At 32.0% G+C, this 13887-nt stretch carries 13 protein-coding genes; all 13 read left to right on the forward strand.

All coding sequences use genetic code 11. The features are described from left to right. The first annotated feature begins 72 nt into the window (after nucleotides 1–72). The 13 genes from NNH57_RS24195 (at nucleotide 73) to glgB (ending at nucleotide 13887) form a co-directional block, all read left to right on the forward strand. Nucleotides 73–1179: a serine hydrolase domain-containing protein gene (locus NNH57_RS24195; RefSeq protein ID WP_108807574.1), complete on the forward strand. Its 1107-nt coding sequence runs from the start codon at nucleotides 73–75 to the stop codon at nucleotides 1177–1179. A gap of 9 nt (nucleotides 1180–1188) precedes the next feature. Beyond that, on the forward strand, nucleotides 1189–1518 hold the full coding sequence (locus NNH57_RS24200) for a hypothetical protein (protein ID WP_025663905.1): 330 nt from the start codon (nucleotides 1189–1191) through the stop codon (nucleotides 1516–1518). Next, a complete protein-coding gene (locus NNH57_RS24205) occupies nucleotides 1508–2080 on the forward strand; it encodes an RNA polymerase sigma factor (RefSeq protein ID WP_108807573.1) in 573 nt (190 codons plus the stop codon). The genes NNH57_RS24200 and NNH57_RS24205 overlap by 11 nt, the downstream gene beginning before the upstream one ends. Then, a complete protein-coding gene (locus NNH57_RS24210; protein ID WP_108807572.1) occupies nucleotides 2077–2430 on the forward strand; it encodes a hypothetical protein in 354 nt (117 codons plus the stop codon). The genes NNH57_RS24205 and NNH57_RS24210 overlap by 4 nt, the downstream gene beginning before the upstream one ends. Nucleotides 2431–2653: 223 nt before the next feature. Continuing rightward, complete coding sequence (locus NNH57_RS24215) at nucleotides 2654–3547, forward strand: phospholipase A (protein WP_074406193.1); 894 nt, start codon at nucleotides 2654–2656, stop codon at nucleotides 3545–3547. A 208-nt stretch (nucleotides 3548–3755) separates the two neighbouring features. Next, nucleotides 3756–5072 (forward strand): cation:proton antiporter domain-containing protein, encoded by a 1317-nt coding sequence (locus NNH57_RS24220; RefSeq protein WP_074406192.1) that lies wholly within the window; start codon nucleotides 3756–3758, stop codon nucleotides 5070–5072. Further along, complete coding sequence (locus tag NNH57_RS24225) at nucleotides 5072–5788, forward strand: helix-turn-helix transcriptional regulator (protein WP_074406191.1); 717 nt, start codon at nucleotides 5072–5074, stop codon at nucleotides 5786–5788. Before NNH57_RS24220 ends, NNH57_RS24225 begins: the two co-directional genes overlap by 1 nt. A 125-nt stretch (nucleotides 5789–5913) precedes the next feature. Further along, complete coding sequence (locus NNH57_RS24230) at nucleotides 5914–6228, forward strand: hypothetical protein (RefSeq protein ID WP_132066297.1); 315 nt, start codon at nucleotides 5914–5916, stop codon at nucleotides 6226–6228. Nucleotides 6229–6951: 723 nt separating this feature from the next. Continuing rightward, the gene (locus NNH57_RS24235; protein WP_234423336.1) at nucleotides 6952–8088 is read left to right on the forward strand and encodes a flavin-containing monooxygenase; all 1137 of its coding nucleotides are present in this window, start codon (nucleotides 6952–6954) and stop codon (nucleotides 8086–8088) included. Nucleotides 8089–8210: 122 nt separating this feature from the next. Continuing rightward, nucleotides 8211–9011: a DNA alkylation repair protein gene (locus tag NNH57_RS24240; RefSeq protein WP_074406188.1), complete on the forward strand. Its 801-nt coding sequence runs from the start codon at nucleotides 8211–8213 to the stop codon at nucleotides 9009–9011. 277 nt (nucleotides 9012–9288) lie between these two features. Beyond that, nucleotides 9289–10698: a glycogen synthase gene (locus NNH57_RS24245; protein ID WP_074406187.1), complete on the forward strand. Its 1410-nt coding sequence runs from the start codon at nucleotides 9289–9291 to the stop codon at nucleotides 10696–10698. 1 nt (nucleotide 10699) lies between these two features. After that, a complete protein-coding gene (locus tag NNH57_RS24250) occupies nucleotides 10700–11971 on the forward strand; it encodes a glucose-1-phosphate adenylyltransferase (protein ID WP_074406186.1) in 1272 nt (423 codons plus the stop codon). A 5-nt stretch (nucleotides 11972–11976) separates the two neighbouring features. Beyond that, on the forward strand, nucleotides 11977–13887 hold the full coding sequence (gene glgB, locus NNH57_RS24255) for a 1,4-alpha-glucan branching protein GlgB (RefSeq protein WP_108807571.1): 1911 nt from the start codon (nucleotides 11977–11979) through the stop codon (nucleotides 13885–13887).

The following is a 13887-nucleotide window of genomic DNA, read 5'->3' on the forward strand; positions in this document are numbered from 1 at the left end:
TTTTTTTAATCGTCTTGTCAAATACATGTGAATTCACAATACCATAGTTACTCACATTTAAAATTTGATAAAATGAATCAATTAAAACAAATTTCTATAGTATATATATTGTTATTCATAACAATGTCAGGAATATCTTTCGGACAAACTAATTCTGAATTTATAAGAGTTCCCGATGGTAGAAATATTAATGTCTTTAAACTTAACCAACATATAGGAAAAGCAATGGACTCCATAGGAGTACCAGGCCTTTCTATTGCTATAGTGAACAATAACAAAATTGTATATCATAATACATTTGGAGTTGTAAATAATAAGACACAGGAACCAGTAACCAAACAAACTATCTTTGAAGCAGCCTCTCTCTCTAAACCATTGTTTGCATATTTCATAATGAAAATGGCAGAAATGGGTAAGATTGATATAGATAAACCAATTTATCCATATCTTAAAGCTATATTTCCTACAGGAGTTATTGCTAAAGAATCTTTTGAAGCATATCAAACTTTAACTCCTCGCATTATAATGTCTCATGGAACAGGAATTCCTAATTGGGTCAAAGGGCCTATCAAAATAGCCTTTAAACCTGGAACAGATTTTTCTTATTCTGGTGAAGCATATCAACATTTAGGAGCCGCTTTTGGGACAAAACTAGGTATTGGATGGGGCAGTGCACTAGATTCTCTTTTTCTTAAAGAAGCAGCCCATCCCATTGGTATGAATAAAAGTTTTTATACTTGGAATGATATATTAGAAAACCATGCAGCTAAGGGACATATGAAAGGTAAAGTAAACCTGGAAATGCATAGGGATAAAAAAGTAGGACCTGGATATAGTTTGCAATCTGATGCCCAGGATTATGCTTTATTTTTGATAGAAATGATGAATCCCAAGAATATAAAAAAGCATACTCGTGATGAAATGCTTAAAGAGCATAATCATTTTAAACCTGATAGCAAACTTTTAAAAGAAACAGGGCAAACAGGTTGGGGACTCGGTTTTGCTCAGAAGCCTACACCATATGGAATGATGCATTTACATACAGGAAACAATCAAGATTTTCAAGCGTATACCATGTTTATCCCCGATCAAGAATACGGGTTTGTAATGTTTGGAAATTCGGATAATTTGTTTCCTTTACTAGAAACAATAGAACAACTTTTAGGAGAACATTTTTAAGATAATCATATGAACAATTTAAATGAATTTTTAGGATTTATTACCATTATTATAGCAGCAATACTTCTTGTTTTTATAATTGCCAGATATAACTACCTCATTAAAAAAGCAATGATAGAGAAAGGAATGTACCTGGATCAAAAAACTAATAAATTTAAATACCTGGATATTGGGTGTATTGTATTTGGATTAGGAATAGGGTTGTTGGTTTCATCTCTGTTTACTACAATGAATTTATTAGAAGACACTGCCGATTTATTAGTTTGGGGCACGATTTTAATTTTTGCTGCTGGTGGATTAGTAGTTGCTCATTTTATAAGAAAAAAACTTGAGAAATAATCCTACACAACAGGATTACGAGCTAATTCGTAAGACAAATAAAGGTGATACATCTGCTTTTAGACAACTTGTCTATATATATAAAGATGTATCACTTTCTTTGGCGTCTTCTATTATAAAAGATTCAAGTATTGCAGAGGATGTAGTGCAAGATGTATTTATTAAAGTCTATCATAAATTAGATACATTTAGCTTCAAATCTTCATTTGCCACTTGGTTGTATCGTATTGTTGTTAATACATGTTATAATCAATTAAAAAAACAAAAACAGAATGTACCCCTAAACGTTATTGAGGATACAGCTATTATCATTTCAGAAGAAAAGAACATATTAAGTGAAGCCGACCAAAAGAAATATATCAATCTGGCATTACAAAAATTACGTCCGGATGAGTCTTTATTATTACGACTTTTTTATCTCTGCGAGTTAAGTATTAAAGAAATAGAAGAGATTACTGGTTTTAAACCTTCAAAAATCAAAGTCGATTTACATAGAGGTAGGGAAAATGTACATTTTCAATTAAAACGATTACTAGGAAACGATTTAAAACATTTACTATGAAAGAAGAAGAATTTAAAAAAATCATAAGTAAGAGTACCATAGAAACCTCAGATGATTTTATAAATACACTTATGAATACTATTGAAGTAGATCAAAAAATTAAGGCAACGTCGTTTTGGTGGTCATTTAAGCCTATTTTGATTACATGTTCAGTATTAATATTAACCATAACATTTATTCTTTTTAAATTTTTAAACTATAGTAATATTTCTTTAAATGTACTAGCCAAAATTCCTAAAACACCAGTATTTGTTGTTGTTACATTAGTACTCTTATTTTATACAAATTCTATTATAAGATTAAACGAATATCGCAGTACAAAAAACAGATTTGATAATGAATTTAAATAATGTCTAATTAAGATTGGTAGCTAACGAAGAATAAATGTGCATAAAAGAAAATTATTCATTTTTGGTGTACGAATAATTACTATTTTTTATAAATAGTTACTTGTTAAAAGTATGTATATTTACCCCATCCTACATTTTTAAAACTACATATTATACCTCAATTTAGAATATTTAGGAATCATTTTCAATATAGTTAAGTATTAAGAATAAGAAAATTGCACTAGTGAAAGTATTTATTTCTCTAATTTTATTGGTTTTTACCTATTCTTTTAGTTTAGGACAAACCATGATTCACGATCCGGGAGGAAATTTGTCCCAACGCTGGCAAATCAATAATGATACTATTAAACTTTTTAAAATAGTGCCTTATAAACCCGTTTATTTTTTACTGGCCAATTATACTAGCGATATAAATAATCAACCTCTAAGTGATAATCCAATAAATTCTGTAGATGAACCTTCTGATTTTACTAATACCGAATTAAAATTTCAACTTAGTTTTAAAACCAAGGCAATACGAAATATATTAGGTAAAAAGATTGGTGGGGATTTATGGGTTGCCTATACGCAATCCTCACGCTGGCAGTTATATAGTGCACATATTTCAAGACCTTTTAGAGAAACTAATTACGAGCCAGAATTTATGTTAACCTTTCCTACAGCTTATAAAATATGGGGATTAAATGGTGTATTTGCGGGCATTGGTATTAATCATCAAAGTAATGGGAGATCAAATCCCTTATCCAGAAGTTGGAACAGGGTTATTTTACAGGTTGGATGGGAGACACCTTCTTTAAGCATTGTCTTGAAGCCCTGGTGGCGTGTACAAGAAACTCCCATAGAAGACAACAACCCGGGAATAGAGAATTATGTAGGACGTGTTGAACTTTTGTCTGCATTCTCAAAAGGAAGACATGATATAAGTATAATAGCAAGGCACTCATTACGAGGAGGGAGTAGAAATCGAGGCAGTATTAGGTTGGACTATGCAATTAAAGTACTAGACCTATTACAAATTCATGCTCAGGTATTTCATGGGTACGGAGAAAGTCTTATTGATTATAACCATAAACAAACTACTGTTGGGGTAGGACTATCCCTTTTGCAATGGAGGTAATGTTTTTTTAGAGTAGTGTATGTAATGATTTAATTACTGCAATTAATTGAAATATAAATTGTTGGATTTTTTTGATAAAAACCTCTATCTCTGGAGTATACTTATATGAAACTATAAAGTAGTTGATAGGAGCTCTTTTACTTTAAAATAATTTACTATCTTTTCATACGTTTATAGATCATCTAATATAATCAACCAAGACCTCCCTATGGAAATTTTCTCTTCTTACAATGTTATTATAGGAATTTCGCTTATTATAATCTTATCCTTTATTTTTAATGGAGTTGCCAAAAAAACTAATGTTCCTGCGGTACTATTATTAATTATTCTGGGGATTATCATACAATATATTCTTAAAGCTTTTGGTGGGGATACGATTGATTTTTTCCCAATGCTCGAAGTATTAGGCATTGTCGGATTGATTATGATCGTTCTCGAGGCAGCCTTAGAATTAGAGTTAAAAAGCGATAAACTCATGCCTATTCTCAAATCAATGGCAATTGCTTTAATTGGATTAATTGCCTCTACATTTATAGCAGCTGTAATTTTAAAAGCATTAGTAAAAGGAATGACAATGCAATCTGCATGGTTATACGCAACACCATTATCGATATTATCCAGTGCAATTATTATACCCAGCGTATCATCACTACCCATTGCAAAAAAAGAATTTCATATCTATGAAAGTACATTTTCTGATATTCTGGGAATTATGTTGTTTTATTTCCTTACCGGAAGATTAAACCCGGCAGAAGATTCGGGAGTAGGTGGTTTTTTCCTTAACCTAATACTTACGATTGTAATTTCATTAGTAGCTAGTTATGCTATTATTCTAATATTTCAGAAAATTAAAAGTCAGGTAAAGTTGTTTTTACTTATTGCTGTACTATTGCTATTGTATGCTTTAGGGAAAAAAATGCATTTATCATCATTAATAATTATTTTGATCTTTGGATTAGTAATTGCCAATATGAAATTATTTTTTCAAGGAAAACTTAGAGGATATCTTCATCTCGAAAAAGCAAAATCTATCTATCATGAGTTGCACGTGATTACTGCCGAAACAGCCTTTGTAGTACGTACATTATTCTTTGTGATTTTTGGGATAACCATTGTACTTTCTTCTTTATTAAGTCTAAAAGTTACACTAATTAGTCTTTTGATATTAATCTCTATTTATGTTATACGATATGGGTTGCTACGCCTTTTTATGGGAAAAGATATTTCACCTCAATTGTTTATAGCACCAAGAGGATTGATCACAGTACTCTTATTTTATGCTATTCCTGCAGAAGCTATGATTGAAGGATTCGAACCAGGAATATTGTTATTTGTTATTATAGGTACTAGTTTGATTATGACAGGAGGGATGATAAGAGATAAAAAAATGAATCCAACTCAAGAATTGGAAACAGCAGACCCCAATGAAAGTATAGAAGAAACCGAATACTTTATTAATAACACAACAGATCTAAGTGAAATTGATGATGCTTTACCATCATCTGATGAACATGAAACCGAATAATGAAACGTTTACATCGATTAACAGCCATATTAGTAAAATTACAATCCAAAAAAGTGGTTCAGGCAGCAGAACTCGCGAATAAGTTTGAGGTGAGTTTACGTACCATATATAGAGATATGCAGGCTCTTACTGATGCCGGAGTTCCAATCGGAGCCGAAGCAGGTACAGGATACTATCTGGTAGATGGATATTCTTTACCACCCGTTATGTTTACAGAAAAGGAGGCAAATGCGTTACTTACTGCTTCTAAGATCATAAAAACTAACAATGACCAATCCCTGATTAATGAATATCAGGAAGCTATAGATAAGGTAATTGCAGTACTTAAAACTACACAAAAAGAAAAACTCAAAATTCTCGAAGAACGCGTTTTTACATATAACAGGACTGCAATTCACACAAGTACTTCTTTATCCGTTATTCAACAAGCAATTACAGACTTTAGAGTGCTCGAAATCCAATATACCAAAGCATCTGGAGAGTATAGTAAAAGAGTGATCGAACCACTTGGAGTATATTTTACTAACAATACCTGGATCATGATTGCACATTGTAGATTAAGAAAAGATTATCGTGAATTTAGAACAGATCGTATTCTTAATCTTATTGAAACTCAAGAGCTTTTTTCTCCAAAACATTTTAGCCTCGAGGATTATTATAAAAAAAGAGCCGAAGAGTGTAATTTTTCAACTTTTCCAAAAGAAAAATACTACTGACATAGGGTTGTCACAGGTGTGATTTAGTTTTGATGAAAATCATAAATCATAAACAATTAATCCTGATCATTATGATAAGCCTATTGTTTAATTGTGCAACAAAACCAAATCAAAACCCTGTATTAATGAAAACTAGAAGTAAAGTAGTAGAAGTTGTATTGTTTGAAGTCAATCCCGGATACTCACAGAAAGAAGCTGAAAGAGCATTAGCTTCTTTAAATGATGTATTAAAATTATATTACGGATTTATAGAAAGAACCACAGCAAAAAATGGAGATGGGAAATACATCGATATTGTATATTGGAGCGATATGAAATCTGCCAAAGATGCCGCTACAGGTATTATGAAAAACGATATAGCAACTTCTGCTTTTAGTATCATTAAACAAGAATCCGTTCAAATGCATCACTTTGATACATTTAATCACTTTGAAGAATAATATCAAAAATCGATCATGCCAATATTTATTTTGGATATGATTCTTTTTAGCAAGATTTTCTAAATCAAAGATTAAAACGGTTTAAACAATAAGGCATTATAAATTTATAATGCCTTATTGTTTAAATAAAATTATTACCTAAAAACAAATAAAAGCAGAATAAAATTCTTTTATTGATTAAATAAGTGGATTTAATACCTGATCATGGAGGTTTGTTAGAGCTTCATGTTTTCATAAAATATTATAAACAAGTGTTTTATACAAATACAATGATATGCTTTGTTTGCTTGTTTTTTAGATATTGGTCGTTGGTTTTAGTAGTATAAGGTATTATTATATTATGACTTCTTCTCTCATCAAAAAGTAAGTAAAATGCTGTTTTACCTGAAAAAATAACATTCCAATTTATAAATAAAATAGAAAAAGACTGAAAAGTGTTTATGTGATCATAAGAGATTATATAGAATTGCACACATGTCTTATGGCATATATTTAAGTATCTTAAGGGAAGTGTTTGCGATTTTTTATGACAACTTATTGTATTGTTTTTTTATGTTTCTAAGGAATAATAATGATGATAATAAAGGTTATAATAATGTATAAGAAAATGAATGTATATATGTTTTTTATTTATAATTAATTTAGAATATTTTTCTAGATAGATAATTTGTATTGGAATATTTTTCTTTTAGGTTTGCTTTGTAAATAGCTAAAAGAAAAAAAATGAATACATATAGAGATGCAAACCAGATTTTAGATTCAATAATAATAGGGGCGGGGCAAAGTGGATTAGCAGCTGCATATTATCTTAAGCAATTAAACAGAAATTTTGTTGTAATAGATAGCAATTCTGAAATAGGAGAATCTTGGTTAAAAAGATGGTCATCATTAAAACTATTTACACCTTCTCAATATAATAATTTACCTGGGTATGATTTTCCTTCGCCAAAGGGGCATTATCCAAATAAATATGAAGTAGCCGAGTATCTAAAGATGTATGCAAAAAAATTAGAGTTGACCGTGTTGTTCAATAGAACGGCTTCAGCTATTAAAAAAGAAAAAGATGTTTTTGAGATATTTTGCCAGGACGAAATATTTTATGCACAAGAGGTAATTGTAGCAAGTGGACCATTTCATATCCCATTTGTGCCAGGTTTTTCTAAAAATGTCTCTAATGATGTTATTCAAATACATAGTAAACAATATTTGAATCCGGATCAGTTAAAAGAAGGAAATGTATGTGTGGTGGGCTCAGGAGATAGCGGTGTTCAAATCACTAAGGAAATTGCTGAAACAAACCGCAAAGTATATCTGTCATGTGCAGAAAATACTTTTACGATATTTCCTCAAGAATTTTTAGGTAAAACACTATGGTGGTGGTTGAAGATATCGGGATTACTTTCTATAAGAACAGGTTCATTTCTGGGGAAATATATTCAAAATAGACAACAACCAATTATTGGTACAGATGTAAAAGCATTACTCAATAAGTCCAATGTTTTCAAAGTTGGTTTGACTACAAATTATAAAGATAACAAACTTCATTTTCAGGACACTTCTGCAGAAGTATCTAATATAGTATGGGCAACGGGGTATAAACCAGATTTTGGTATGCTGAAATTTCCAAACATTTTGAATGTCAATGGATATCCAAAAAACAAAAGAGGAGTTTCAGAGATTTACGGCCTTTATTTTATAGGGTTGCCCTGGATGCAGACAAGAGGTTCTGCGACTCTTGGGGGTGTGAAAAAAGATGCTAAATACCTCTTTGAGTATCTGAAAAAACAAAATTTAAAACCTATAAAATCTACAGTGTCAGTTGATAAAAAGAAAGAAGAAGTATTAGAAGTTGTGAATTAAAGTGAAGAAAACTCATATATCCCTTCTATGCATAAAGGAAAATCTATTAAGGAAAATCGTATGTGTTCTGTTTTTCTTTTTTTATTAATTTTGATAACACTTATCGTTTGATACTTATATAGATGATCCCAGAACATATTCTTAATAGAAAAGGAGCCAGAAGTTTTAAAGACCTTGATGATGAAGTTATATCTTATTTAAATAAAGGATTGATCCAAACAGCAAATCTTATGGAGTGGCTTACCGTAGACCAGTTGGCACTCTTAAAAAAAATTCTTAATGATATAAAAAAGCCAGATTGGTATGATAATTTTTATGAAGCGGTATCTGCCCAAAAAAAACCTTCTGCTAATGCTAATACCAAAGTTATAGGAACGACGTTTCTAGAACTAACCAATGATCAAAGTATTATTGATTACCTTTCTAATCATATTTCTGATGTTCCCAGATGTTGGGCTGCCTATTGGGTAGGTCTTAGAGAAAGTAAAATTGATAAAAAACTCGAAACCATTGCTCCTTATGCAGCAGATGTACACTTTGGAGTTAGAGAAGTAGCTATATTTTCCTGTAAAGAAGGAATTATAGAACATCTTGATATGGCTATTGATGTTTTATCAGAATGGACTTCTAGTACTGATGAAAATATTAGACGATATGCAGTAGAAGCTACACGTCCTATTGGAGTGTGGACTAAAAAAATAGACGAACTTAAAGAACACCCAGAAAAAGGAATCTCACTATTAGATCCTCTTAAATCTGATCCTTCTAAATACGTTAGAGATTCTGTGGGTAATTGGCTCAATGACGCCAGTAAATCTAAGCCAGAATGGGTTAAAAATGTATGTTCAAGGTGGGAAAAAGAATCTACTACCAAAGAAACAAGGTATATTCTAAAAAAAGCATTACGAACTATTAATAAGTAAAGTTCTTTATTGCGACAAAATAGCTGTTTTTTACTTTTTTACAGAACCTGATTTTGAATATATCAATAGTTAGAAAATGATATAATCTAACCCGTTCTATTGCGAATTCTTCATCGAATGTTGATAATGAAATTTTTTGGTTATTTTTTTATTAAATAATCATTAACACTGCTTGTTTTTGAGATAACTTCAACCGGTATCTATTGGGTTTTTCATAGTTTTAAATGATTTTTAAATCAATAAAAACAGATTAAAAAAAAATAGGTTCGTTTTATTCATGAATATTTTTCATATAAGTTTTGAATGTTATCCCATTGCCAAAGTTGGAGGGCTTGCAGATGTTGTAGGTGCTTTGCCAAAATATCAAAACAAAATGGAGCTTACAACTAGTGTAATAACTCCGTTTTATGACAATCGGTTTGTCAAAGATTCGAAACAAAAAACTATATATAAAAGCACAATACGGTTAGGAGAAATTACATATCCATATAGTATAGAAAAAATAAAATCTCCTGATATTGGGTTCCATGCATACTTGGTATACATCAAGGATATATTAGATAGACCTAATGTGTATAATTATGAAGATGATGCAGAACGATGCATTACTTTTCAATTAGCGGTTTTGGATTGGATAACTAGTCTAGAAGAAATGCCTGATGTAGTTCACTGTCATGATCATCATACGGCATTAATTCCGTTTTTGATGACTCATGCAAACCCATATACAAATCTTCAGGAAATACCTACGATTTTAACCATTCATAATGCACAATATCAAGGGCAGTTATCGTATGATAAATTACATTATTTACCTGCTTTCGATAGAGATAAAATAGGACTACTAGATTGGGATAATTGTATTAACCCTCTGGCTTCGGGAATAAAATGTGCCTGGAGAGTGACTACGGTTTCCCCAAGTTATATGGAAGAACTGCAAGAAAATGCAAATGGTCTGGAAAGGCTTTTAAGACATGAAAGAAAAAAATGTATCGGAATCCTCAATGGAATTGATACGTATACCTGGGATGCCGAGACAGACCCAATGATAATCAGTAACTACCAAAGAGCCAATGTAGTTTCTGGCAGAAAGGAAAATAAAAAATGGCTTTGTAATCATTTTGATCTAGATATAAGCAAACCTCTTTTTGGCTTCATAGGACGATTAGTAGGAGAAAAAGGAGCAGATCTATTACCAGATATCATAAAAGAATCACTACATACTACCGATATAAATATTATGATTTTGGGTTCAGGAAATTCTGAAACCGAAGAACAATTGCAGGTATTACAAGAAAAATTTGCTGGTAGATATAATACATATATAGGGTATGACGAAAAATTATCTCATATCATTTATGCAGGAGTAGACTTTTTATTAATGCCATCTCGTGTAGAACCTTGTGGCCTTAATCAGATGTATGCATTACGATATGGGGCCATTCCTATAGTTAGAAAAATAGGAGGGCTTAAGGATACGGTTATAGATATAGGAGAAGAAGGTTTTGGAATATGTCATGATAATGCTTCTGTACAAGAGGTTTGCTATGCGATAAAACGTGCGGTAGTTCTATATGAGGATCAAAAAAAATATAAAGAAATACAAAAACAGATTATGAAAATCGATCATTCATGGGATCGATCTGCTCATCAATATATCGCCATATATGAATCACTAATATCATAAAATGATCAACAAAAAAATTCTTGCCATTATTTTAGGAGGCGGCCAGGGAACCCGATTATCCCCTCTTACAGATCAACGATCTAAACCTGCAGTATCTATAGCTGGAAAGTACAGATTAGTAGATATTCCAATTTCTAATTGTATACATTGTGATATAAAAAGAATGTTTGTGCTTACCCAGTTTAACTCTGCATCCCTAAATAGGCATATTAAGAATACTTATATTTTTAGCAATTTTAGCGATGCTTTTGTTGATATTCTTGCAGCAGAACAGACTCCGGATAATAAAACATGGTATCAAGGTACTGCGGATGCAGTACGCCAATCGATGTATCAACTATTAAATCATGAGTTCGAATATGCATTGATCTTATCTGGTGATCAGTTATATCAAATGGATTTTAATGAGATGCTAGATGCTCATGTAGATAAAGGAGCCGACATATCAATTGCAACTATACCTGTTAAATCGAAGGAAGCTACCCAGTTTGGAATCCTAAAAACAGATGAGAATAGTTTTATCTCTTCTTTTGTAGAAAAACCAGAGCTGAAAGAACTTTCTGGATGGGAGTCTGAAGTTAGTGATGAAATGAAAAATGAAAACAGGCACTACCTGGCATCTATGGGGATTTATATATTTAATAAACAACTCCTGGCTGATATTTTATCTAATCCTGATACTATTGACTTTGGAAAAGAAATTATTCCTCAGGCAATTTCAAAAAATAAAGTATTGGCATATCAATATGAAGGATATTGGACAGATATCGGAAACGTACCCGCTTTTTTTGAAGCAAACATTAACTTAACCGATGATATTCCTCAGTTCGATTTGTTTAACAAAGAAAATTCAGTTTTAACCAGGCCACGTATACTTCCTCCTTCAAAAATTTCGGGTACCCGATTAAACAAATCCATGATTGCCGAAGGCTGTATTATTAATGCTAAAGAAATAGAACGCTCTGTAATTGGTATTCGCTCAAGAATTGGAAACGATACAATGATCAAAAATACCTATATGATCGGAAGTAACACGTATCAAAATATGAGTGAATTAGAAAATGATCATAACAATGGGATTCCGCCAATCGGTGTAGGGGACCGATGTATTATTACTAATACTATTATCGATAAAGATGCCAGGATAGGAAATGATGTTGTTATTAATGGAGGAACTCATCTTGAAGACACCGAGCAAGATTCATATGTAGTGAGAGAAGGTGTTGTTGTTATAAAAAAAGGGACTGTAATCCCTGATGGATTTAAATTATAGTATGTATGGATAGTGTAACTCCTTGTAGTTTCTTTTCAGAATTTGATATAAACCTTTTCAAAACAGGTAAACACTACCGTTTATATGAAAAATTTGGTTCCCATATCACTACAATTAATGGAGTAGAAGGTACTTATTTTTCTGTTTGGGCACCTTCAGCAAAATCTGTTTCTGTAATCGGAGATTTTAATCATTGGGTAGAAGGAAAACATCCATTATATGTACGATGGGATAAGTCCGGAATATGGGAAGGCTTTATCCCGAGCATAGGAAAAGGAACTGTCTATAAATATAAAATTCATTCTAATCATAATGATATTAAGACAGAAAAGGCAGATCCTTATGCTAGGCGGTGCGAACATCCTCCAAAAACGGCTTCTGTTGTCTGGGATGATAGCTATAAGTGGGAAGATGCAGCATGGATGAAGAAACGTAAAGAGTACAATGCTCTTGATGCTCCTTATTCTATTTATGAAGTGCATTTGGGTTCCTGGAAAAAAAAGATAGAAGAAAATCGATCTTTATCATATATAGAACTGTCTGATGAATTAGTTTCTTACGTTAAAGAAATGCAGTTTACTCATGTAGAATTGATGCCAGTGATGGAGTACCCTTATGATCCCTCATGGGGATACCAGGTTACCGGATATTTTGCACCTACATCTCGTTTTGGATACCCAGAAGAATTTAAAGTATTAATTGATAAACTCCATCAAAATGATATTGGAATTATCTTAGACTGGGTACCATCACATTTTCCCGAGGATACTCATGGTCTTGGTTTTTTTGATGGAACATGCCTCTATGAACACCCTGATAAGAAAAAAGGGTATCATCCGGATTGGAAAAGTCTAATATTTAACTACGGAAGAAATGAGGTAAAAAGCTTTCTGATTAGTAATGCCATTTTTTGGCTGGATCAGTATCATGCTGATGGATTACGAGTAGATGCTGTGGCCTCTATGTTATTTCTTGATTATTCTCGTGAAGATGGAGAATGGGAACCCAATATATATGGCGGGAGAGAAAACCTCGAAGCTATTGCTTTCATGAAAGAATTAAATGAAGAAGTATATCATAGTTTTCCTGATGTACAAACCATTGCAGAAGAATCTACATCGTTTCCTTTGGTTTCTAAACCTACCTATCTGGGAGGGTTAAGTTTTGGGATGAAGTGGATGATGGGGTGGATGCATGATACATTACAGTATTTTGCAAAAGAACCAATTTACAGAAAACACCATCAGAATGATCTTACCTTTAGTATGACCTATGCCTTTACCGAAAATTTTATGCTTCCATTATCACATGATGAAGTTGTTCATGGTAAAAGCAGTATAATTGGAAGAATGCCAGGAGATGAATGGCAGCAGTTTGCTAACCTTAGACTGCTATATGCCTATATGTTTACACATCCGGGAGCAAATCTGCTTTTTATGGGAGCAGAACTAGGACAACGAGAAGAATGGAATTTTCAGAATAGCTTAGATTGGTATATACTTCAGTATACATATCATTCTGGAATTCAGAAAATAATAAAAGATTTAAATATATTATATAGAAAATACCCAGCATTATATCAAAAACAGTTTAGTACTTCTGGTTTTGAGTGGATAAGCTATGATGATCATGAAAATTCTGTTATCGCCTATATGCGAAAAGGAAATGAAAAAGAAACCCCATTAATTATTGTTTGTAATTTTACGCCAATACCAAGAACAAATTATCGCATAGGACTTCCAGATAAAGGAAAATTAATACCATTATTTAATAGTGATGCCAAAGTATATGGAGGTAGTGGTGTTTCTAATAAAAAGGAATTGATTATAGTATCAAAAAAATGGCACAATCAAAAATATTCTGTAGCGGTTGATATTCCTCCTTTAGGAGCCGTTGTATTTAAGATTAATAAGTAA

The organism is Aquimarina spinulae (genome assembly GCF_943373825.1).
GTDB lineage: Bacteria > Bacteroidota > Bacteroidia > Flavobacteriales > Flavobacteriaceae > Aquimarina > Aquimarina spinulae.